14 protein-coding genes and 1 pseudogene are annotated in these 23,646 nt (G+C 41.2%); 7 read left to right on the plus strand and 8 right to left on the minus strand.

The window, feature by feature from the left end; genetic code table 11:
* Positions 1 to 335 precede the first annotated feature (335 nt).
* On the plus strand, positions 336 to 1,274 hold the full coding sequence (locus F7734_RS36885) for a calcium-binding protein (RefSeq protein ID WP_166482389.1): 939 nt from the start codon (positions 336 to 338) through the stop codon (positions 1,272 to 1,274).
* Positions 1,275 to 1,635: 361 nt separating this feature from the next.
* Here F7734_RS36885 and F7734_RS36890 read toward each other — a convergent pair whose 3' ends face one another.
* The 6 genes and pseudogenes from F7734_RS36890 to F7734_RS36915 all read right to left on the minus strand — a co-directional run bounded on the left by F7734_RS36890 (position 1,636) and on the right by F7734_RS36915 (position 10,075).
* Positions 1,636 to 2,349 (minus strand): hypothetical protein, encoded by a 714-nt coding sequence (locus tag F7734_RS36890; protein ID WP_155749437.1) that lies wholly within the window; start codon positions 2,347 to 2,349, stop codon positions 1,636 to 1,638.
* 926 nt (positions 2,350 to 3,275) lie between these two features.
* A complete protein-coding gene (locus F7734_RS36895; RefSeq protein ID WP_155749438.1) occupies positions 3,276 to 4,322 on the minus strand; it encodes a Fic family protein in 1,047 nt (348 codons plus the stop codon).
* A 92-nt stretch (positions 4,323 to 4,414) separates the two neighbouring features.
* Positions 4,415 to 7,117 (minus strand): AAA family ATPase, encoded by a 2,703-nt coding sequence (locus F7734_RS36900; protein WP_243147293.1) that lies wholly within the window; start codon positions 7,115 to 7,117, stop codon positions 4,415 to 4,417.
* Positions 7,118 to 7,128: 11 nt separating this feature from the next.
* Positions 7,129 to 7,560, minus strand: a complete 432-nt coding sequence (locus F7734_RS36905) for a hypothetical protein (RefSeq protein WP_155749440.1) — start codon at positions 7,558 to 7,560, stop codon at positions 7,129 to 7,131.
* A gap of 136 nt (positions 7,561 to 7,696) precedes the next feature.
* A pseudogene (locus tag F7734_RS36910) lies at positions 7,697 to 8,860 on the minus strand (IS630 family transposase).
* Positions 8,861 to 8,936: 76 nt separating this feature from the next.
* Positions 8,937 to 10,075, minus strand: a protein-coding gene (locus F7734_RS36915) for an IS630 family transposase (RefSeq protein WP_243147252.1) whose coding sequence is annotated in 2 segments (ribosomal slippage) — positions 8,937 to 9,655 and positions 9,655 to 10,075 — 1,140 coding nt in all. Because the reading frame shifts where the segments join, the coding sequence is not laid out codon by codon here.
* A gap of 353 nt (positions 10,076 to 10,428) precedes the next feature.
* On the opposite strand from F7734_RS36915, the gene adhE reads away from it, so the two are divergent.
* Both adhE and F7734_RS36925 read left to right on the plus strand, forming a co-directional pair.
* On the plus strand, positions 10,429 to 13,128 hold the full coding sequence (gene adhE, locus F7734_RS36920; RefSeq protein WP_155749441.1) for a bifunctional acetaldehyde-CoA/alcohol dehydrogenase: 2,700 nt from the start codon (positions 10,429 to 10,431) through the stop codon (positions 13,126 to 13,128).
* 60 nt (positions 13,129 to 13,188) lie between these two features.
* Positions 13,189 to 16,005, plus strand: a complete 2,817-nt coding sequence (locus F7734_RS36925) for a bifunctional acetate--CoA ligase family protein/GNAT family N-acetyltransferase (RefSeq protein WP_155749442.1) — start codon at positions 13,189 to 13,191, stop codon at positions 16,003 to 16,005.
* 91 nt (positions 16,006 to 16,096) lie between these two features.
* Here the strand turns inward: F7734_RS36925 and F7734_RS36930 are convergent, their stop codons facing one another.
* Together F7734_RS36930 and F7734_RS36935 are read right to left on the minus strand one after the other, a co-directional pair.
* Positions 16,097 to 16,450, minus strand: a complete 354-nt coding sequence (locus F7734_RS36930; RefSeq protein WP_155749443.1) for a hypothetical protein — start codon at positions 16,448 to 16,450, stop codon at positions 16,097 to 16,099.
* Between the two features lie 387 nt (positions 16,451 to 16,837).
* Entirely contained in the window at positions 16,838 to 17,158 is a 321-nt protein-coding gene (locus F7734_RS36935; RefSeq protein ID WP_155749444.1) for a TMEM14 family protein, read from the minus strand.
* Positions 17,159 to 17,341: 183 nt separating this feature from the next.
* Here F7734_RS36935 and F7734_RS36940 point away from each other — a divergent pair, with 183 nt between their 5' ends.
* From F7734_RS36940 to F7734_RS36955, 4 genes are all read left to right on the plus strand, one after another.
* A complete protein-coding gene (locus F7734_RS36940; protein WP_155749445.1) occupies positions 17,342 to 18,691 on the plus strand; it encodes an ATP-binding protein in 1,350 nt (449 codons plus the stop codon).
* 40 nt (positions 18,692 to 18,731) lie between these two features.
* Entirely contained in the window at positions 18,732 to 20,009 is a 1,278-nt protein-coding gene (locus F7734_RS36945; RefSeq protein ID WP_155749446.1) for a tellurite resistance TerB C-terminal domain-containing protein, read from the plus strand.
* Positions 20,010 to 20,080: 71 nt separating this feature from the next.
* Positions 20,081 to 21,418 (plus strand): ATP-binding protein, encoded by a 1,338-nt coding sequence (locus F7734_RS36950; protein WP_155749447.1) that lies wholly within the window; start codon positions 20,081 to 20,083, stop codon positions 21,416 to 21,418.
* A 1-nt stretch (position 21,419) separates the two neighbouring features.
* Positions 21,420 to 23,621, plus strand: a complete 2,202-nt coding sequence (locus F7734_RS36955; RefSeq protein ID WP_155749448.1) for a DEAD/DEAH box helicase — start codon at positions 21,420 to 21,422, stop codon at positions 23,619 to 23,621.
* Positions 23,622 to 23,646: the final 25 nt, after the last annotated feature.

A 23,646-nucleotide genomic window follows, 5' to 3' on the forward strand; every position in this document is an offset into this window, starting at 1 on the left:
CTGGAGAAAAGCCTGTTACTAATAAAGGACACACAAGGATATGTAACGCACAAGATGGGATAATTTATTTTTTGACTTCTTTAACCAATCAATCCTACCCATTGATTGATTTCAGATGTGCTTTACAATGTCAAACTTAAATTACTTAGCCAGATGTTAGAGGCGATTGCTCACAAACCGGGCATAAAAATAATTCTTTTCCCATACTCAATGACGCCCGGAGCTATCTCAGTCGCGGAGACGCTTCGCGAACAACTGGTGGTAACCAGAGGACAGCGCTGCTATTCGTGCAACGCACTGGCTCCCCAATGCCCTATTTTCAAGAGGGAATTTTTATGGTTATTCTTCAAGGCACTACACGAAGCGATTATTTAGAGGGAACGCAAGACGATGATTTCCTGATTGGTGATTTAGGAGATGATATTCTCATTGGTCTATCTGGTGATGATTTTTTGGAGGGAGGAGAAGGTCGCGATCGCATAGAGGGGGGTGATGGAAATGATATGCTCTATGCTGGGCTAAGTCATTTATCTTATACACCGGGATATGGAGCAGATCCACAAGGTGAGAATACGTTGTACGCAGGTAAAGGCGACGATTTACTCTTTGGCTCTTTTGGAAGAGATTTTTTATATGGTGAGTCTGGAAATGACATAATAAAGGCTCTTTGGGGTGATGATTATCTGGATGGGGGTCATGGGAATGACAAATTAGATGGCGGTTTTGGTAATGATAACCTCATCGGTGGTGACGGAAACGATGTGTTATATGATGGCAGTTACAAAACAGGCTATGGGGATGATGTTCTTGATGGTGGAAATGGAGATGATGTTCTTGATGGCGGGCAAGGAAACGATCGCCTTTTTGGTGGAAACGGTGACGATCGATTGACTGCGGCTGGCTTTATCCCCTCTGAGACTGGTGGTATCTTTGGTCTTAATGAAAGAGATATCCTCGTTGGAGGGCAAGGGAGAGATACGTTTCAGTTAGGGGGACGAAATGCTGCTGGGACTTTTTCTGTTTACTATGACGATCTCTATGAAACAAGCGCTGGTCATGATGATGACTATGCCGTAATTGCTGACTTTAAACCCAATGAGGATATTATCCAGCTAGTAGGAAAAAGTACTGACTATATTTTGGGATCGTCTCCGTTTGGTTCCTCAGAAGGGGTGGCAATTCATGTTGTGAGTGGTAATTTGCAGGAATTGATTGCGATCGTGCAAGGTGTATCAAGTTTAAATCTTGAGGACGATTACTTCCAATTTCTGTAAAGAAAGCAAACTCAGATAATTTTCCCCTCACTAAAATTTTTAGTGAGGGCAATACTTGTCGGTTAAGCTTAAACAATGAAATTACGTAGGTTGGGTTGAGGAACGAAACCCAACATTTACAAACATTTGTTGGGTTTCACACAAGGGTTTACCCAACCTACAAAAACTCGAGATCCCTTGCAGTATTGTTAGTGAGGGGATTTTGATGATTTTTGATGGCTCATGTGCTTACCAGTTCTCCGGACATATATTTGAGTTTTCAGATCTGGAATGCCAATCTTACTTTTTATGAGTAACTGGTGAAAATAGATGCTAACCAGTAGCAAGCCCTAGGAATGATGTTGTGAATCACGCAATTTTACTACTTGACTTTTTTCTTGGCAAGCAAGCCACTTAAACCAAAGAAGGCAAGCGCAGCGATTGCACCTGGTTCGGGAACTTGAGTTGTCTTAGAACCATGAGGTATGCCACTATCAGGCTGGCTAGATTCTAGGTTAACACTGGGTGGATTTGAAGCCACAGGAGCACTGACTTCAGGATCTGGAGTTGGAGATTCAGGAGCACTGACTTCAGGATCTGGAGTTGGAGATTCAGGAGCAGTCGGTTCCGGGGCTGGATTTGAAGCTACAGGAATGGTGCTGCTACCAGTAGGATATTTCTTGTAGTCGTATACTGGAGTGTTATTTTGATCCGCTTGAGTAGTCGGCAGTAGAATACCCTCTAGACTCTTATCGATAAAAACTGGCTTTCCATCGCTTGTATCACCAACTTTATTGTTTCCTGCTTTGACTGAGTAAGCTATTAGTTTAGAATCTGAATTCTCGCTCAAAATTTTAGTTGGGTCGTAACTCATAATCCCGTCAGGAAAACCATCAATTTTAACTCTGCTAATTGTTCCAGAAGGAGATTGTAAGAACAGAACGATATGTGATATTGAATGTGTGTTTGGAGTATTAATAGTCACAGACTGTACCGCAGCAAGAGAGTTACTAATCGATGAAATAATTGTTGCTAAACCAATAACAGATCCTGCTGTTGAAGCAAGCAAAAATTTACTTACTGTGCGCTTAATCATTTTTCACTTCCCATTTATTTAAAAAAAGTTTTTAGTTGATATCTCTCAACTGCCTAAAGACTAACATTGCCTAAATTGTTTTCAAATCGGCACAATAACTGAATTTTTGTTATGTCATCAATGCCATAAAAATCTTTGATAATCAAGAAAGAAACTGTAAAAAATCTAAGTATTGAGGAGCGCTTATGAAGGAAATATGAAAGTAGCAAGGTTTAACTTGCCTGAAATATTTTCTTTATATGAAGGTTTTTTGCAATAAAAATTTATATGATAATGTATCTTATATTACTAAAAACTTGAAAAAAGTATGTATGTAGAGAAGTAAGTTTTTTAGAAATGAATCTTTAATCCGAGCGCTTGTGATTATTATTATATTTATTTTTTGTCACTACTAATGTTTTTTATTTTTTTTTGTGCTTTTTTTTACAGGATAATTTTTCTATCAAAGATTTGAATAAAATTATTCTAAGTAATTTCTTGGCTTCTAGAGCATTCGTACATTCATTAGTTTGTTAGAAGGGTTTAAACCTAATTCATATTCACTGACCCCAACCAGTAATGCAACTTTTGCCATCCTCAACTCCTATGCTTTCACATACCTGCGCTGCTTAAATGGTTGCTATAAACAATTGCCAAGCTGGCGATTGTTACTTAGAGCTTGTCACCCTTTACCTGTTTGTATTATGAGAAATACTTAGCCACAACCTTTATCTACCAGAGAATATTTTCATTTTCCGGATAGAGTAACTCTATTGTTAATCTACATAACACAAGATAATATAGCGTTTTTTAAAAGATGAAAATAGGTATCATCTCATGGTGCTGAATTATACTAATAATGAATTTTGTCTACGAGTTAATAAAATGTTTCCTTTTTTATATAGGTACTATGATGCCTGCCAGTACCTATTTAATAGGTACAGTACCTATTTCTTTCGCCAACGGGCATCTGGACCTCGTCCCAAACATTCCAGCCTCCCAGCATCTCGTTCTTGGCGGAGAATACGGCGAATCAAATCGATCCCCACTGTAGGACATCTTTCTTGTACATCTTTGATAGAAAAATCTCCGGGTATATTGCTGACAGCATCTAGAACCATTGCGGTTTTGGCACCTTTTGCAGAAGTTACCAATCCAACCCGTTTCTCGAACTCTCGATATGCTGACAATACCACGACTCCCAGAAAATATTCCCACCAAGGAGATAAGCTGTGCTTTCCTGTATGCCAATTTTGTGAAGATTGGTAAAGCGTGTCATAGTAGCTTTCCTTTGTACGTTCTACAATTCGTTCCAAACTGATAAACCGACCAACTTCGTAACCTGCTTTGTACAGAAGCAGTAGCGTCAGCAGGCGAGCCATCCTTCCATTACCATCACTAAAAGGATGAATGCACAAAAAATCTAAGATGTAAGTAGGAATTAACAGTAATGGCTCAATCTCTCCAGATTGCCAGAGAGTATTAAACCTTTCATGTAAGCTTGCCATCGCTAACGGCGTTGCAGCAGCTTTAACTGGCTCAAATCTAACAATTTTTGTACCATCTGGATAAGTTGCGCTAATAACGTTATCTACTGACTTCCACCGTCCACCTTCACCAACAGTAAACTGGTAAAGGTCGCGATGCAGCTGTAAGACTACCCCAGGAGTAAAGGGAATGTAAGCATAGCTACCATGGATAGTATTTAGCACATCTCGATAGCCAGCAATTTCTTGTTCGGAGCGATCGCGAGGCGTTGTTTTTTCAGAGACTAGTTCTTTAATTCGTTGTAGAGGTACTGTAATGCCTTCGATCCGGTTAGAAGACTCGGTACTCTGAATAATTGAAGCTTGGCGTAAGGTTTCAAGAACTTGAGGCGATTGTTCTTTAAATAACTCCTGCTTCCCTTTGTACTCTCCAAGAAGACGGATGGTACGCAGTAAATTTTGAGAAATTGGTTGGCGCTCAATAAAACCTGGTTCAAACGATTGCATGAAGTGACCTTATCTCGGTTAAATAGGTACTACACAGTTGCTCAGTACCTATTTAATAGGTATTTTACATATTTCTTGAGCAATTTTAGCAGCTACACCGTACCTTTGCGAATCATCTCAAAACCATATACATAAATATCTGCAAACTTGTAGCGTTGCTCTTTTTCACGCCACTCAGCAAGACCAATTTCGCTCAAGAAAATTGCGAAGTTATCAAATGATGATATGACATCTTGTGCTGATTCCCGCCATATAGTTTGCAATTCTTCTTTTGACAATAGAGCTGAGACATCCTTGAGAGAGTCAAAAAACCTACTCAAATTAGGATATTCCTCTTTAATCGCACTACAGCGTTCTTCGGATGCTTTCTTCAATCCGATTTCCAGAGATTTTCCTCTAAGTAATCGATCTGTGGGCGACTTTATCGATGTTTGTCCTCTGTAGCTTAACTCTTGCTCTTTTGCTCCTTGAAGCAAAATGCTTAAACTTCTAGGAAAAGTAGTACTACTGGAGTCTGTTAAACGTTCATAAACCCATCTAGATACATATTTAGCTTTGTCACCACGTCTTCGACGACTTCCCCAAAGCAATTCCAAGGCTCGATCTATCGCCTCTTCGCTAGCTTGATCGATACTCTCAACTGGAGAGAATCTATCAACCAAATTCTTAAATTTTGTTGATTGAATTGCTTGTCGAAGTGCTAATCGCAGAAAGTCAATTCTAGTCCATTGCAAGAGAATATCACGCCCATTAAAATGACTTTTATTGTCGAAACTCAGGCGATTCCAAATGTCTTCTCTTAAGAATATTTTGAACCGAATTGCTGTCAATCGACGTGCATCACAAGATTGGACAAACTGGAACAAACCTGTTAAAGCTTGCTGTCTAACCTCACCTTCTTCCGGCAAATCTTCATCTAAATCATCATAAAGAAACCAAATTATCTGAGATTGTTTTCGAGCCTTTTCATTAATAATATCTATTGCATCTTTGACTATAAGTTGCAACCGAGGTTCAGTAGATAATTGCACTAGTGCTTGAGTGTGTTCATATTGCCATCTTTCTTTAGATAGATTATTTATAATTTCTTTAAAATCACTAAATTTTTTACCTTGTTGACCTCTGGGAAAACTAAAATGTTCTTCCTGAAAAGCTCTTAGAAGTAAATAACCTCTCCAAAAAGCTTCCCAAGACCCTCCTTCTTGTAAACTCCTATGAATTACTCGAAATTCATCACGAGATGGGCGACTCTCATAAAATCTACCGTGAGATGAAAAGCAAACTGTATTATCTAACCGACCACGAGCTAATTTTTGAGCCACTTCACTATGTTGCAGCAGAAGCCAATAAAGTGCTGTTTTGCCAGTTCCTTTCCGACCTCGTATGAGACAAGTAGTATCATCTAAAAATCTTTCAAAATCAGTAGTTCGCTGAAATAGTAGGCTGAGATTTTGTCTTGGATCGGCAGCATTTACTTCAGGAAATTGAAGATTTTCAATAATCTCCCAGCGATTATCTGTGCTACTTAAAACGGTTCTTCTTTGTAAATCGTCTGTTTCCTCATCAATGAAATTAGCAATTCGAGTGTAGTAATCTACCAACGCTGGTACAGGATAGTTCTCTGCCAAAGCAATTGGTGATAGATAAGGAACTACCAGAGGATCTGCAACTTCAGACTGAGGCTCATCTAAATCTAATCCACTACTATAGGTTTCATCTTCATTTCTTTCATCGTTTTCATATGTTATTTTATTAATCTTTTCATACAAAGACTTCCAAATCTTTCTCACTTTAGCCATCCCAACTTCAGTTACATCTGGAACTGGTGTGAAAACGAAGTTGATTGAAAGATTTTTTAAGACTTGAAGTGATTGTAGAAGCAAATCAATTCCTTGTCGGTTTTGTTCATTAGGGAATAGGAATATAATCACTTCATCAGCTGCTTGAAGCAAGGAAAAAGCTCCCCATTGATTAATTCCAGTTCGTGAATCAACCAGGAGAATATCAGGCTTTAACTGTTCTATAATTTCACTGCTAAAAACAGACCAAAGATTGTCACCACTACCAATAATGGTGGTAGCCCTCAGGTCATCAACCTTAGAAAGATAATCAAGATTTAAATCACCAGCAGGGACAACAAATAACCTTCCTGTAGCATTAGGTATTCTAACCTCACCAAATATTTGAGAAACTGAAATACTAGGACTACTCCCCTCCGGTAAGTAAGAACGCTCATAAAAATAGTCAACAATCCCGTACTTTGGTTGCGGATTTAGGTTCAATGCTGTACTTAACCCAGGTGCTTCTAAATCTAAATCAACAGCAACAACCTTGCGACCGCGCATCGCAAGAATCCAAGCGACATGAGTTAATGCAGTCGTTCGACCTACCCCTCCTTTAAAGGAATAAAATGTCACTGTGCGGGGTACACGAGGTTCTCGCACTTGTGCTTGAGATAGATTTTGAGGGTTTGCTGCACTTATTGCTAAATCTTGCCATGTGTATATCGATGCTTCATTAATAACTTGTGGACGCGAAATATTAAGAGATTCAGCTTCTTGAAGCGTATATAAGGAGAAAAAACCAGGAGAGAAATGAGGAACCTGTGATTGGTCGAGGAAACTCAGCACTTGCTCTTTGCGCTGAGGTATGGATAAACCAACAAAGCGATTGCTCACAATAGTCAGATTCAACAAGCCTGATGTAGAAATATTCATCTCAAGCCACTCTTGAGGATTATTCACAAATTGTGCTGTAATTAGCTGCTTAAGCGAGCCTTGCCTTGTTTGTTGCATTTTCATCCTCCTTACAGTGAAGTGGCTTGCTTTTGTAACCACTTTATGAGACGCTGATATTTATCTAACCAACGTTTGTAATTTTCATCGTCAGGCTCATTGCAACAATAACGCATATCAATGAAATGTTGGCTGGGATTTTCAACCTCATCGAGCCATTTTCTTACTTCTGGAAACTTATCTAATCTGGATCTTAGCCGATTGTGTCGATTCAAAGCCTCAGTGTAGCTATGTCCTGGGTTCGTGATAGTATGTCCGGGATTATTCGATTCTGTCTTCCATTCCTGACTCGCCCCTTTCGGTAGAGTGGCAAAAATCATTGACTTTAGCAGACACTCAATAGTAATACCACCGAAGTGCATAGTAGCTATTTTTCTTCCAGATCGATGTAGTGTTTCAGTATCAATATGACGATGCATAAAAGCAGACTGATAATCTTCCATACTCAGTAAAATATGCAGGTTTACTGTAATTGAGGGACTGGGATAGCGCCCCCTTTGTTTGTATAGCCCCAGAATTCTATTCTGAGGGCATTTTGCACATTTTGGATGCTCGCTTCAGAATCAATTTGGTTAGGTACTAGTAGTCTGTCACATCAACTTTGCTGGGTAAGACACTTGGGTATAAGCGCTCCATCTTTCTCCGTGCATCAGTAGTCTTAAAGCGCCAATTTACACTGGCATAGACAGCATTCCGTTGTTGTTCCCAACTAGCGATTTCCTGCGACAACGTTTGTACGTCTTTGATCCGTCGCTCTAAACACTGTCGGGATAAAACAGAAAATTCAATTTCAACTTGATTTAACCAACTGGCGTGTTTTGGTGTGTAGTGAAACTCTAATTTTTGGATAATTCGACGCGCTTCTTGTGGCTCAAAAACTTCATACAAAGAGGCTGGATTATGTGTATTCAGATTATCAAGTACTAGACGAATAACTTCAGCTTCTGGGCAATAAACATCTACTAAATCCTTCATTTGTTTTGCAAAATCTACTTTTGTCCTCTGTTGTGTCACTTCCATATGTCGCCAACCTGCTAATGGTTGAAAGAAAGCAAATATATTGACACTACCATTTCTTTTATACTCGTAATCATATCGAAGATGTTGTTCTGGCTCGGCTGGTAAAGGTTCTCTGACATCTTCTAACAATTGATATGGACGTTCATCGAAACAAACTACCGGACGTTTTGGATCGTAAGGTTCGCCATATAAATCTAACAAATCTTCCATCCGTAAAACATACTCGGCATCCACCCTAGGTATACACCACTGTTCCTTTAGCCACGGCTTGACATCGTTTTTTTTAAATAGGAACGCACAGTTTCATAACTAACAGTATCCACAACATCTAAACTCACTATCCGGTCTGCTAAAAGCCGTAGTGTCCATCTTGTACGTCCATCCGGAGGTTCTGAACACGCTGTTGCAATCAGAAATGCTTCTTGAAAACCATCGAGTTTTCGTGGTTTGGGTGGATGCTCGCGATCGCTCAGCGTAGCCTCAATTCCACTGTTAACGTACTTGGCGCGGGTGCGCTCAACTGTCGAGATGCTGACTCGCAATCTGTCTGCGTTAGCGAAGCTCCTCCGCCTGGAGGCTCGCTTTGTCTGTCTCTCCCTCCCATGCCATCAAAAGTATATGGGCGCGGGTAATACTTCTGGCTTTACTTTTGCCGCACCTAATTAGCGATCGCAGTTTTTCTACTTCCTCCTTAGTTAAATTTACAGTATATTTTTTTGCCATGATGTCACCTTGACCACTTTTGTAAATAGCTTACCATAACATCAGCGCCACCCAGCAAAGTTGATGTGACAGACTACTAGTAGTCCACCACACCAACTTTGCTGGGTGAAAAAGATGGATATAAGCGTCCCATCTTTCTACGTGCATCAGTGGTTTTAAAGCACCAATTGACACTTGCTTTTTCTTGGTTACGCTGTTTTTCCCAAGCGGCAATCTCAAACTCCAGAATCGTGCGATCGCTAATTCGTCGTTCTAAACACTGACGAGACAATACAGATAATTCAATTTCAACTTGATTTAGCCAAGAAGCATGTTTGGGGGTGTAGTGCAACTCTAATTTTTCTACAATTCTACGTGCTTCTTGGGGTTGAAAAACTTCATATAAAGCAGCGAGATTATGGGTGTTTAAATTATCTAATACTAGACGAATTACTTCAGCATCTGGAAAATATATATCTACTAAATTTTTCATTTGCAATGCAAAATCAGCCTTAGTACGTTGCTCAGTCACCTCAATATGTCGCCACCCAATTAACGGTTGAAAGCAAGCAAACAAGTTAACATTACCATTGCGTTGATACTCATAATCATAGCGTTCTGGCTGTTTAGGTTGAGTAGGCAAAGGTTCTCTAACGTCTTCTAAAAGTTGGTATGGACGCTCATCAAAACAAACTACAGGACGTTTTGGATCGTAAGGCTGGCTATATAAATCCAACAAATTTTCCATTCGTAAAACATACTCAGCATCCACTTTGGGGATACACCATTGTTCCTTTAACCACGGTTTAATTTCGTTTTTTTTAAAGTGCGACGTATCGTTTCATCGCTAATTAAATCGATAATACCTATGGTTACTAATCGGTCTGCTAAAAGTTGCATTGTCCAGCAAGTTCTGCCATCAGGTGGTGCTGAACATGCTGTCGCAACTAAAAACGCTTCCTGTTCACCATCTAATTTCCGAGGTTTGGGAGGATGTTGGCGGTCAAATAGCGCTTGCTCGATTCTTCCTTGGGCATACTTTGCACGGGTTCGTTCTACTGTCGAAATATGTACTCTCAAGCGTTCCGCAATCGTTGTGTCTATCTCGCCTTCACTTGCCATCAACAGTATGTGAGCGCGGGTGATGCTTCTAGCTTTCGCCTCACCCTTTTTGATTAGCGATTGCAGCTTTTCGACTTCCTCATTACTCAAATTTACGGTATACTTTTTTGCCATGATGCTACCCTCAAAGCCTTAAACTAAGGGTATCATAAAATCTGCCTCACCCAGCAAAGTTGGTGTGGCGGACTACTAGTGGTGCAACTTTTAATTTGATGGGTAAAATGATTTTTCCTCTCTCGATCCGGTGGTTCTACCACAAATGCAGTCTGCTCGGTAGAGCCTCGCATTCGGGAGGCTGAGCCTCCGGTAAGGCATTCCCAGGCTGAGCCTGGGAACGAGGTGACAGCCCATCGAAATTTATGTGGTAGACCACTAGTTCTTCACAACTTCCTCAATTTTGGCTTCTAACTTAACAAGTGAGGCAAGTGAATATTCCACAAATATTTCACAAAGGACACAAACAAACTATGAGAGTCACAAATCTCGAAGAACTAGAACAACTTATCCAACGCGTCAAAGCGGCTCAAGACGTCTTTGCCACCTACACTCAACAGCAAGTAGACCACATCTTCAAAAAAGCGGCTCAAGCTGCAAACGCCCAACGCATACCCCTAGCAAAAATGGCGGTTGCGGAGACAGGTATGGGCATTGTAGAAGACAAAGTTATTAAAAACCACTTTGCGTCTGAATATATTTATAACAAGTACAAGCAAGAACGCACTTGTGGCGTCATTGAAGACGATAAATCTTTTGGTATTCAAAAAATTGCCGAACCAGTAGGAATCATAGCCGGGATTGTTCCTATCACCAACCCGACATCAACCACTATCTTCAAAGCCCTCATTTCTCTCAAAACACGAAACGCCATTATCTTCTCTCCTCACCCCCGTGCGCCTCGTTGCACGATGGAAGCGGCAAAAATCGTCCTAGATGCGGCTGTAGCTGCGGGTGCGCCTGAAGATATCATTGGTTGGATCGATGAACCTACTGTGGAACTCTCCAAAGCATTGATGCAACACTCTGAAGTGAAGCTGATTTTGGCAACAGGCGGACCTGCAATGGTGAGGGCTGCTTATTCATCGGGACATCCATCACTAGGTGTAGGTGCTGGAAACACTCCTGCTGTCATTGATAGTTCTGCAGATATTCAAACGGCGGTGAGCTCCATTATTCTCAGTAAAACCTTTGATAATGGCATGATTTGCGCTTCCGAGCAGTCTGTCATTGTAGTGGATTCAGTATACGAGCAAGTTAAACAAGAATTTATCCGTCGTGGGGCTTATCTTCTCTCAGAGGAAGAAAAAGAAAAATTAGGCAATTTAGTGCTGAAAGATGGTCGTTTAAATCCAGCGATTGTTGGACAATCGGTTGAGTCTCTGGCTTCTTTGGCAGGAATTGATTTGAAACGGGTTGCGATCGCAAATGGTGAAGAACGAGCATATTGTCCATTACCCACCAGTTACAAAGTTTTAGTGGCTGAAGTAGAAGAGATTAGCAGTAGCGAACCTTTTGCTCATGAGAAGCTCTCGCCAATACTTGCTATGTATCGAGCTAGCAATTATCACGAAGCCGTTCAAAAAGCTCAAAAATTGGTCGCTTTTGGCGGTCCCGGACACACTGCAGCACTTTACACAGACCCAGCGAATTTAGATGATATCGTCTACTTTGAGAATACTCTCAAGACAGCAAGACTGCTCATCAACACTCCTTCTTCTCAAGGTGCGATTGGCGACCTTTACAACTTTAAACTCGACCCCTCTCTGACTCTAGGTTGTGGAACCTGGGGCGGTAATACAGTTTCAGACAACGTCGCTCCTCACCACTTACTTAATATTAAAACAGTGTCAGAACGACGGGAAAATATGCTCTGGTTCCGCGTACCGCCCAAAATTTACTTTAAGTACGGCTGTTTACCTGTCGCATTGCGCGAACTAGCAGATAAAAAACGAGCTTTTATTGTCACTGACAAACCATTGTTTAATTTAGGCATCCTGGATAAGGTGACTAGAGTTCTAGATGAACTCGGAGTCAGTTACGATATCTTCCATGATGTTGAACCCGATCCCACTCTCTCCAATGTCAATCAGGGGCTGGCTTTACTCAGAAACTATCAACCAGATGTGATTATTGCTATTGGCGGTGGTTCACCAATGGACGCTGCTAAGGTTATGTGGCTGATGTACGAACATCCAGAAGTAGAATTTGAAGGATTGGCTATGCGGTTTATGGATATCCGCAAGCGAGTTTACGAACTCCCCGCATTGGGTCAAAAAGCAACAATGGTAGCGATCCCCACAACTTCTGGAACGGGTTCAGAGGTAACACCCTTTGCAGTGGTTACAGATGACAGTGTGGGAGTGAAGTATCCTCTTGCCGATTATGCCTTGACACCAAACATGGCAATTGTCGATCCTGAGTTAGTGCTGAGTATGCCTAAGAAACTCACAGCTTACGGTGGCTTGGATGCTCTGACTCATGCTCTTGAAGCTTATGTATCGGTTTTAGCAACGGAATTTACAGAAGGATTGGCGCTTGAGGCAATTGGGCTACTGTTTAAGTATTTGCCACGTTCTTATCAGAATGGTGCTAAAGATCCAGAGGCAAAAGAGAAAGTCCACTATGCAGCAACAATTGCTGGGATGGCATTTGCGAATGCTTTCCTGGGAGTTTGTCATTCCATGGCGCATAAGTTGGGATCGACTTTCCACGTTCCTCACGGGTTGGCAAATGCACTGCTGATTTCTCACGTGATCCGCTACAACGCTACAGATATACCCTTTAAGCAAGCTATCTTCCCACAATATAAATATCCTCGTGCCAAAGAACGGTATGCAGAGATTGCCGATTATCTGAAATTGGGTGGCAATACTCTTGAGGAAAAAGTGGAGAAACTTGTGGAAGCTGTGGAAAATTTGAAGCGGGAAGTTGAAGTGCCTGCCACAATTAAAGAAACTCTTAACGAGACAGAACAAGAGTTTTATGCCAAAGTTGAAGAGATGGCGGAACGTGCTTTTGATGACCAGTGTACGGGCGCAAATCCACGTTATCCTTTGATTGGCGATCTCAAGGAATTGTACATCTTAGCTTACTTGGGCTGTCAGAAAAGTGCGGCTCCATTTCATGAAGAATCGTATGCAACACCTACGACTGAATTAGCAGCAAATTAGGGCTCCTGTAAAGACGCGCCGTGGCGCGTCTTTACAAATCTTAAATAAGGAATTTCAATCATGCAACAGTTAACGGAACGCACACCAGACCGCGCCTACGATATTCTCCGCGCCGAATACCGCCCTCTAGATACTATTTTTACACCCAAAGCGATCGCAGTCATTGGCGCAACAGAAAGACCTGGTAGTGTTGGACGTACCTTACTTTGGAATCTCATCAGTAATTCTTTTGGCGGTACGGTTTACCCTGTCAATCCACAGCGTCGTCATGTTTTAGGAATTAAAGCATATACCAGCATTGCGGAAGTCCCAGAACAAGTGGATTTAGCTGTCATTGCGACACCAGCCCCCACGGTTCCAGGGATTATCAGTCAATGTGTGGATGCAGGAGTCAAGGGCGCAATAATTTTATCAGCCGGCTTTAAGGAAACAGGGGCGGCTGGAGTTGAATTGGAACAGCAAGTGCTTGAGCGAGTACGCCAAGGCAAGATGCGACTGATCGGACCTAACTGTTTGGGTGTCATGAATCCCATTACAGGTTTAAATGCTACCTTTGCTAATGGCATGGCTCGACCCGGTACGGTTGGTTTTATCAGTCAAAGTGGAGCGCTTTGTACTTCTATTTTAGATTGGAGCAGACGGGAGAATGTAGGTTTTAGCGCCTTTGTCTCCATTGGCTCCATGCTGGATGTAGATTGGGGCGATCTGATTTACTATCTCGGTGATGACCCGCAGACAAAAAGTATAGTTATTTATATGGAGTCTATTGGGGACGCCCGTTCTTTTCTTTCAGCAGCACGGGAAGTTGCCCTCACCAAACCAATTATTGTCATTAAAGCAGGTCGTACTGAAGCAGCTGCAAAAGCCGCAGCTTCCCATACAGGGGCTTTGGCTGGTAGTGATGCTGTTCTAGATGCAGCTTTTCGTCGTTGTGGCGTACTGCGAGTTAATAGTATCGCTGACTTGTTTGATATGGCAGAAGTGCTGGCAAAGCAGCCCCGTCCAAAAGGACCCCGCCTTACAATTATTACCAATGCAGGGGGACCGGGTGTTCTGGCAACAGATGCCCTAATTGGTAGTGGTGGAGAATTAGCAGATTTATCTCTCGATACACACACAGCTCTAGAAAAGATCCTGCCACCGCATGGCAGTCACTGCAATCCTATAGATATTTTGGGTGATGCTGACCCAGAACGGTATATTAAAGCACTGGAAATTGCAGCAGGCGATCGCAAAAGTGATGGATTGTTAGTCATACTTACCCCTCAAGCTATGACTGACCCAAGCCAAACAGCCAAACAGTTTCAAGCTTCTGTAGAGACTTTAAAGACAACATCCCTGCGCGGTAAGCCGATTCTAGCAAGTTGGATGGGTGGAACCGATGTAGCAGAAGGAGAAGCTATTCTCAATCAAGCAGGTATTCCCACTTATAATTATCCTGATGCGGCGGCTCGGACATTTAGCTATATGTGGAAGTCTAGCTATAACTTAAGAGGGATTTACGAAACACCAGTTTTACCGTGTGCTTTTGGGGAAGGTGTACTCAACCGCACTCAGGTTGAAAAAATTATTCAAAATGCCCAACAGGAAAACCGGACTCTGCTCACTGAGTTTGAATCAAAACAGGTGCTAGCAGCTTACGGTATCCCTACCGTACAAACGTGTATTTCAAGAAGTGAAGAGCAAGCAGTTGCTTGTGCAGAAGCTATTGGTTACCCTGTTGTTGTCAAACTGCTTTCCAAAACGATTACTCACAAAACTGATGTTGGTGGTGTGAAGTTAAATCTCACCGATGCTGACGAAGTCCGGAGTGCTTACCGTTCTATTCAATCTTCCGTTGCTAAGTGGGCAGAGACAAGAAAGCAAGAAGATGAAGATAATTCCCCTCTCTTTGAAGGAGTCACCGTGCAACCCATGGTCAAACTGGATGGCTATGAGTTAATTATTGGTAGCAGTATAGATCCGCAGTTTGGTCCGGTGTTATTGTTCGGTACGGGTGGTCAACTTGTAGAGGTATTTGGAGATCGTGCGATCGCTCTTCCACCACTCAACAGCACTTTAGCACGTCGGATGATGGAACAAACCCGAATTTACAAAGCACTCCAAGGAGTTCGGGGACGGGAATCAGTAGATATGGGAGCATTAGAGCAACTGCTCGTTCGATTTAGCCAACTTGTTGTTGAGCAACCATGGATTAAAGAAATTGATATTAATCCCTTATTGGCAAAACCTGTAGAAGAAAATAGTACCTCCCCACACCCCTCTCTCATTGCTTTAGATGCTCGCATTGTTCTGCATGATGCGGATACCGATCTAGAGCAACTTCCCAAGTTAGCCATTAAACCTTATCCCACCCAATATGTAGCTCCATGGACATTAGCAGATGGAACTCCAATCGTCATTCGCCCCATCCAGCCAGAAGATGAACCTTTGTTAGTAAAATTTCACAAAACTTTATCTGAAGAAAGCGTTTATTTGCGCTACTTCCACATGATTAAGTTGAAATCCAGAGTAGCTCACGAAAGGCTCACGCGGATGTGTTTTATTGATTACGATCGCGAAATGGCACTCGTTGCTGATTATACCAATCCCCAAACAGGAGAACATCAGATTTTAGCAGTGGGGCGGTTAAGCAAATTGCACGGCAAAAATGAAGCAGAATTTGCCATGCTTGTCAGCGATCCATATCAATGTCGCGGATTGGGAACGGAGTTAGTTAGACAACTGATACAAGTTGGTCGCGATGAAAAGTTAGAGCGAATTTCTGCCGAAATCTTGGCAGAAAACTATGGAATGCAACGAGTTTGTGAAAAACTAGGTTTCCATATCTACCGCAGTTCAGAAGCTTCTGTAGTGAAAGCGGAAATACGTTTATAATGTTGTTGGTTGGTTGTTGTTTGTTGGTGGTTCGTATCTAATAACCACTAACCACTAACCACTAACCACTAACCACTAACCACTAACAAAATTAACCAAACCAATGGGAAGGAGCAAAGCCAGGGTCAAGTTCTTCAGGAATTTGATGGCTAAGCTCTTTTTCTTTTTTATGCCAAACATTTTCAATTTCCCGATGAATCAAGTCTTTAATACATTCTTTTTCGTCCAAAGAACAAGGCAATGAATTAAGGGTAATGAATAGTTTTTGAGTATGATCGACAACGACATAGCAATTAGAAATTTGACTGAGAACATGAGCAGTCAGTTCTTGACGTAAGTCGGGAATCGAAAAAGCTTTTTGATAGGGATGATGGGGATAAGTTTCTAAAACCTCTTCAATTTCCCTAGCAACAGCAGCCAAAGTTAAATTAACAATAGTTTTCATAATGCCGTCTCCCTTACCCTACAAACCTTTTATTGGGACTTGTATACAGGTTCTACTTTTATGCTCTCAATGTAGATAATCAATATGAGGAACTTGTGAGGGTGGGCTATCGCAACCGTAAATCTATTGAAATTACTATTAAGTTTTATAAACTTCCACCTGCCACTTGTTCCGCATACCTCTCGTTCCCAGGCTCTGCCTGGGAATGCAGGTTGCGAGGCTCTGCCTCGCACTCCAGGTACGATAGAGTACAGAAAGTCTTTCCCAGGTCAAGACGCGATCGCAACTGGCTGCCGAGCGGTGGGTAAGGTAGAGCACAGGAGGCGGAGCCTCCCGGTGAGGCATTCCCAGCCTGAGGCTGGGAACGAGGTGGGAGCGAGTACTAGTTTATTTCACCACTGTTAATTGCTTCACCATGATTGCTAGTGCCAATGCACCTAGGAGAATCATCAATCCCGCAGGCATAAACTTCCGCGTTTTAGCTAATCGGAATGCGAAGAAAACGACTAAAACAGCAGTGACGACAGATGCTAGCATTACTCCCCAACTTTGTCCTTGAAATTGGACAAAAGCCGCGAAAAGCAATAATACGCCGCTTAAACTACCACTGACAAGCGAAATTGTACTACTACTTTTAAAGTAGCCAATAATACCACCAATGACGACTAATATGCCGTAGGCAAGCGCTGCAACAATACCTAAAGTCATTGTTAAAACCTGGTAGATTTTGATTTTGCTGCAAGCATTGGCAGACCATCTACAACAACTCTTAACCCACATCACTTTAATATACCATTTGAAGAATGCTACAGATAATTGGGTGAAAATAAGCCCTAGCAAGGCTTTATCAATCCAAAATCTAAAATCCAAAATCCAAAATGGTATGAATTGATGGATAATCAAGTAGTTGCAAAGGTTCAGTTCCTCCAACGTCAAGCGGCATCACTTTTACTCTACCAATCTGTTCTCCAAGGCGAAGCGGGGAAAGCGTTTCTTGATTTGTTGCAAGCTATACGCTATATTGATGCGGATGCGCGAGGTTGTCTTCAAGCCTACGGCAGTTACTTCAGATGCTTAGCTGCAAGAGGTCAAAACTGGGAAGATTATCTCGTGACTCAAATCCTTAGAGATGACAATCCTTTCTCTCGACTTGCTCAAAAGCAACAATTCGAGAAATTGCCATATTCTTTGATAGCAGCAGCAGAGCACGATTTACAAGCACTGCAAAGTCTTTATGAATGCAGCAGCGCGACTTTAAGCGAGTGGGTGCAAACAGGGGCATATTTACCGATATCACCAGTCGTGTGGTATGTGGAGCCAGAGGAGGCGGTGGGAGATAATGAATTACCCGTTATAAAAAAACTACAACATTTAGAAACTTGGGCTGACGCAGTAGAAGAATTAGCTGTATATTATCGTAAATCCGGTACTGGTTTGTTTGCAGAGTGTCAAGCTTTGCGCTGGGAAGCAGGACAGTTTGTTGGAATATACCATCCCGATCCAATTCGTTTGAATCAATTGACTGGTTATGAGGCTCAAAAGGAAGCTTTGTTAAAAAATACTGAGTTTTTATTGTCAGGACAGGTAGCTTTGCACGTACTACTGTACGGGAGCCGTGGTTCGGGCAAATCTTCTTTAGTCAAAGCTTTGTTAAATGAATATGGGAAACAGAACTTACGTTTGGTGGAAGTGGCAAAATCTGAATTAAAAGATTTACCAAAAATTGTGGAACAGTTACGGGGTTTACCACAAAAATTTATTATCTTTGTTGACGACCTGTCTTTTGAGGAAGATGATGATGCTTTTAAAGCACTCAAAGTGGTGTTAGAAGGGAACTTGACAGCAAGACCTCAAAATGCAGTCGTATATGCCACATCAAACCGCCGTCACTTAATTCGAGAATTTTTTGCCGAGAGACCATCTCCTAAGGAAAATGACGAAATTCATGCTTGGGATACCATGCAGGAAAAACTGTCTTTTAGCGATCGCTTTGGTTTAACTTTGACTTTTGAACCAGCCAATCAAAAAACTTACCTGCAAATTGTCCGTCATCTTGCACTAAAAGCGGAAATTGAAATATCTCAGGAGGACTTAGAACGTCAAGCTTTACAATGGGCAACCCGTCATAACGGTCGTTCTGGAAGGACAGCACGACAATTTGTTGACTTCTTAAAATCAGATTTGGCACTATCTAAATCAGTGACCAGTGACCACCTGACCAGTGACCAATCCCTTTTTTAATAACTTGATTATGTTAAAAATTACTAGTAACCAATCAACTATGAATAGTAATCGGTTCATTATAGGTATAATTGCTTTTTGTGTGAGTTTTGCTCTCAGCCTCTTCCTGAGTTGGGATTTTAATAAAGCTTTTCTTACAGGTTTAGTCACTGTACCTGCAACCTATCTAGCTGCATTTTTTGTAGATAAACGACGCCGAAATCATGAAATGCTTGTTTTAGATTCTCTCCAAAGGAGAATTCAAGAACTTGAGGGGCTTAAATTTCGCATTTTTTCAGAAATTAAGCAACTTGAAGCACATAATGCTCTATTATATTCGGAATCAAGTAAATTACAAAATCAGCTTGTAGAACGGCGCAATCAGAGAGATAGTCTCCATCGAGAGCTTAGCTCTTTTTTTATAGAAAAACAAAAGTTAGAAGCAGAAATTAATTATCTTCAAAACGAGTTACAAACTTTGGATAAAACAAAAACAGATTTGAACCATTCTTTCTCTGCTCTCAATTCTGAAAAGCGCCGTTTAGAATTAAATTGTAATGTATCTCGTGCTGAAATCGCCAATTTACAGAATCAGCTTCTTGAACTTCAACAACAGAAACAAGAACTAGAAAGTAGTATTACCCTTCTTAACAGACTCAAGCCGCAACTTGAAGAAAAATTATATGAGTTGCGGGTTGAAATTCACGAGATGGAAGTGAAAGAACAACAGCAATCTCAGTTACTGACAGCTAAAAAAGCTGAGCGAGAAAGCATAGAAGCGAGCTTAAATTCTTTACAGGAGGAACTTACGGAGCAACGTCGAGAGCTAGAACAGTTACAAGGACAAGTTTCATTACTTCTTGAGGAACGCGACCAATTACAAAACCAAGTCTGGGAGTTGCTCCAACAAATGGAAACTTTAACATCCGATCCTTCATTTGATAACAATGAGCAAAACAGAGAAGCAGAGTTTTTCCCCTTCTCTGAATTTATGGATTCTTTAGAACCAGTAAATAGTTTAGCAGATAATTCGGAAGATTCAACTGAAGAATGGGCTAAATTTGTCGAACAGCTACCAAATTATGAAATTCAGGTTTTAAAAGCTATACTAGAACAAGAGAATCCCAATCCTACAATCAAAAAGATCGCGGAAGACAACATCACAATGCCAAATTTGCTCATTGACTCTATCAACGAACTCGCTAGAGATACAATTGGTGAACTGTTAATTGATACAGGGTCGGAAAATCCTGTAATTTATCAAGAGTACATGACAGATGTCAGAAAAGCGATCGCAATCCACCAAGATATAATGGCTAGGCAAACCTCAAGAAAATAAAGGCATCTACATATTTATATTCTCGTCACTGGAGCTAAGCCAAACAACGAGAATAGAACGAGGTGATTTACATGGCAAAGCTGAAAATATCAAAAAAAGTATCCACTGCTTTAATGAACTCTCTGGGTGCAGGGGTAGTACCAAGAGTAGGGTTAGAACACATAGCAGTAGGGAGAGAAAAAGAACTAAAAAGTTTATTGCAAAATCTTGATGATATAGCCGAAGGTGTAGCAGCATTTCGCTTTGTAGTTGGGAACTATGGTTCTGGAAAAAGCTTCATGCTACAGTTAGTTCGCAGCTATGCGATGGAGCAAGGTTTTGTCGTTGCTGATGCCGATTTATCCTTAGAACGTCGGCTTGCAGGAAGTAACAACGAAGGCTTGGCAACCTATCGAGAATTAATGAGCCACCTCGCCACAAAAACTCGCCCTGATGGTGGTGCTTTAGTTTCCATTTTAGAAGGATGGATTAACAAAATCCAACAAGAGGTCGCAAAAGACACTGGAATGCGTCCCAACGATGAAGGTTTTGATGACAAAGTTGAAGACAAAATTCGAGAAGTTGTTCAGTATATCGAAGATTTAGTTCATGGTTTTGATTTTGGAAACGTTATTGTTGCTTACTGGCGGGGCTATCGTTTGGATGACGATAATTTAAAGAATGCTGCCCTCAAGTGGTTGCGGGGAGAATTTGCCACAAAAATTGAGGCAAAAGCCGCCTTAGGAGTTCGCGTCATTATTGACGATGAAACTTGGTATGACTATGTTAAGTTACTAGCCAAGTTTGTTGCTGAAATTGGTTATAAAGGGCTTGTTGTTCTGCTTGATGAAGCCGTGTATTTGTACAAAATACCGACTACAGTCACCCGTGAGAAAAATTACAACAGATTGCTGGGGATGTTTAACGACACCATGCAGTGTAAAGCAGAACATCTTGGGATTATTATTGGTGGAACCACAAGATTTTTAGAAGATCCAAATCGGGGACTTTTTTCTGATTCTGCTTGGCGAAGACGTACCAAAGAAAGTCGTTTTGTGTCACAAGCAGGTGTGCAGGAATTTCTAGGTCCCGTGCTGCGGCTGAATCCGCTTGAAGAAGAGGAAATTCTCATGCTTTTGCAAAGGTTAGCTGAGATTCATGCTTTTAACTATGGTTACGAACCAACTTTGACAAATCGAGACTTGAAAGAGTTTGTCAGAGAAATTGTCAGTCGGTTGGGGGCTGAAGCCTTACTGACTCCAGGTGAAATTGTCCGAGATTTTATCAGTGTCATGAATCTTCTCTACCAACATCCTAGTTTTACTTTCAAAGAACTCATTCATGGCAATGAATTTAAACCCACTTCTGGTAGTAAAAATATAGAGATTAATTTGGATGAAGATGATGATGTTGCGGAAATAAGTTTGTGAAATGAGAGAGGCTATTTTTTCTAAACTTGCCCCCTTTATTCAGGAATATATTTACGATCGCAACTGGACTGAGTTAAGACCCGTTCAAATCGAAGCCTGTAAAGCGATTTTTAACACGGATGCTCACTTACTGGTGACGGCTGGAACTGCTTCTGGAAAAACGGAAGCAGCTTTTCTGCCTGTTTTGACTGAATTATATGAAAATCCTGCGACTACAATTGGCGCTTTGTATATTGGTCCTATTAAAGCTCTGATTAATGACCAATTTGAACGCTTGAATGACTTGTTAAAAGAAGCTGAGATACCTGTTTGCTGTTGGCATGGTGATGTTTCTCAAAGTCATAAAAATAAGCTTTTGAAAAACCCTAGAGGAATTTTACAAATTACGCCGGAATCTTTGGAAAGTTTGTTGATTAACAAGCACAATGAATTGTTTCGTCTGTTTGGAGATTTGCGGTTTGTCATTATTGATGAAATTCACGTTTTTATGGGTTCGGAACGTGGGGGTCAAATTCTTTGCCAGTTGGCTAGGTTGGAGAGGGTGATTAAAAAAGAACCTCGAAGAATTGGTTTATCGGCGACGTTGGGAGATTATTCCATGGCTGAGGAGTGGTTGCGTTCTGGGACTAAAAGAGCGGTGATAACTCCAAGAGTGGAGGTGGGTAAGCGTCAAATTAAATTGGCTGTGGAGCATTTTTATATTAGTGGGATGAACCGCAGAGGCGCTGAGGGCGCTGAGGAAAGAGAGGAGGAGATAAGTGAGTGTGAGAGGTATATTTTTAGTTTGAGTAAAGGGCGAAAGTGTTTGATTTTTGCTAATAATAAGTCTCAGACGGAATCGGTTATTGGGGCGTTACGTAAAATTGCTGGTGAGGAGGGGGAGGAGGATATTTATTACGTGCATCATGGGAGTATTTCTGCTCGTTTGCGCCAAGCGGCTGAAAGTGCGATGCGGGAACCGAATCGTCCGGCTGTGACTGCTGCAACTTTAACTTTGGAATTGGGTATTGATATCGGTTATTTGGAACGCGTGATTCAGTTGGAATCTCCTCTTTCTGTTGCGAGTTTTTTACAGAGGTTGGGGCGTACTGGGAGAAGAGGAGAAGCGGCTGATATGCGTTTTGTCTGTGCTGAAGAGGAGATATCTTCGGAAAAGTCGTTACCAGAACAAATCCCATGGCAACTTTTGCAGTGTATTGCGATTATTCAACTTTATTTAGAGGAGCGTTGGATTGAGCCAATTAAGACTCCTAAATATCCTTTGAGTTTGTTGTATCAACAAATGATGAGTATTTTAGTGTCTGAAGGGGAAATTTCACCTGCTTACTTGGCAAAACAAGTTTTAAGTTTGCCAACTTTTGCCGATATTTCTAGAGATGATTTTAAAATTTTCATAAATTATTTGCTTGATATCAATCACATTCAATTAACTGAGCAAGGGAAAATTATTCTTGGATTGGCTGGAGAAAAAGTTGTAGGAAAATTTCAATTTTATGCTGTTTTTGCCGAAGAGCGGGAGTATAGTGTCAAACAAGGAAATACAGAAATTGGTAGTATAGTCAAACCACTTCCTGTAGGAAATACCTTTGCTTTAGCGGGGAGAACTTGGGAAGTTACAGAAGTTGATTTCAAGAAAAGAATTGTTTTGGTAAAACCGGGAGAAGGTCAATCGAGTATTTACTGGCGTGGTGGTAGTGGCAATATTCATACAAAAATTTTGCAAAAAATGCGTCAAGTTTTGTGTGAAGAGACAGAATACAGCTATTTACAAAAAAATGCCTTACAACGGTTGCGATCTGCTCGCAAATTGGCAAAAGCCTCTGGATTAGATACAAGTTATATTGTGCAATTAGAAAAAGGCAAGTGTTGCATTTTTCCTTGGATGGGAACAGTTGCTTATCGAACTTTAGAAAGATTGCTAAACTCTTTTTGTCGGGAATCTCTAGAAATTAAAAGTATGAATGGGAGTAATCCTTATTTTTTAGTTATAAAACTAGCGCCAGAAAAAGTAAAATATTTACAATCAGAAATCATGTCTTTATGCGAGCAAAGAATTCCTAATGAAGCTTTAGTCAGTACTTCGGAAGCGCCGCAGATGCAAAAGTACGATGAATTTATTCCTGACCCACTTCTACGGAAAGCATTTGCTAACGATTACTTAGACATGATAGAGCTTAGAGGATGTTTTCAAAGTCATGATTGATGTATCAAATATTTATTACCCCACC

The sequence above is a fragment of the Scytonema sp. UIC 10036 genome (assembly GCF_009725235.1).

Excerpts from the sequence above, each read along its gene's own strand:
- F7734_RS36885 (WP_166482389.1), top strand. The coding sequence starts at position 336 with ATGGTTATTCTTCAAGGCACTACACGAAGCGATTATTTAGAGGGAACG.
- F7734_RS36890 (WP_155749437.1), bottom strand. The coding sequence starts at position 2,349 with ATGATTAAGCGCACAGTAAGTAAATTTTTGCTTGCTTCAACAGCAGGA.
- F7734_RS36895 (WP_155749438.1), bottom strand. The coding sequence starts at position 4,322 with ATGCAATCGTTTGAACCAGGTTTTATTGAGCGCCAACCAATTTCTCAA.
- F7734_RS36900 (WP_243147293.1), bottom strand. The coding sequence starts at position 7,117 with ATGCAACAAACAAGGCAAGGCTCGCTTAAGCAGCTAATTACAGCACAA.
- F7734_RS36905 (WP_155749440.1), bottom strand. The coding sequence starts at position 7,560 with ATGGAAGATTATCAGTCTGCTTTTATGCATCGTCATATTGATACTGAA.
- adhE (WP_155749441.1), top strand. The coding sequence starts at position 10,429 with ATGAGAGTCACAAATCTCGAAGAACTAGAACAACTTATCCAACGCGTC.
- F7734_RS36925 (WP_155749442.1), top strand. The coding sequence starts at position 13,189 with ATGCAACAGTTAACGGAACGCACACCAGACCGCGCCTACGATATTCTC.
- F7734_RS36930 (WP_155749443.1), bottom strand. The coding sequence starts at position 16,450 with ATGAAAACTATTGTTAATTTAACTTTGGCTGCTGTTGCTAGGGAAATT.
- F7734_RS36935 (WP_155749444.1), bottom strand. The coding sequence starts at position 17,158 with ATGACTTTAGGTATTGTTGCAGCGCTTGCCTACGGCATATTAGTCGTC.
- F7734_RS36940 (WP_155749445.1), top strand. The coding sequence starts at position 17,342 with ATGGATAATCAAGTAGTTGCAAAGGTTCAGTTCCTCCAACGTCAAGCG.
- F7734_RS36945 (WP_155749446.1), top strand. The coding sequence starts at position 18,732 with ATGAATAGTAATCGGTTCATTATAGGTATAATTGCTTTTTGTGTGAGT.
- F7734_RS36950 (WP_155749447.1), top strand. The coding sequence starts at position 20,081 with ATGGCAAAGCTGAAAATATCAAAAAAAGTATCCACTGCTTTAATGAAC.
- F7734_RS36955 (WP_155749448.1), top strand. The coding sequence starts at position 21,420 with ATGAGAGAGGCTATTTTTTCTAAACTTGCCCCCTTTATTCAGGAATAT.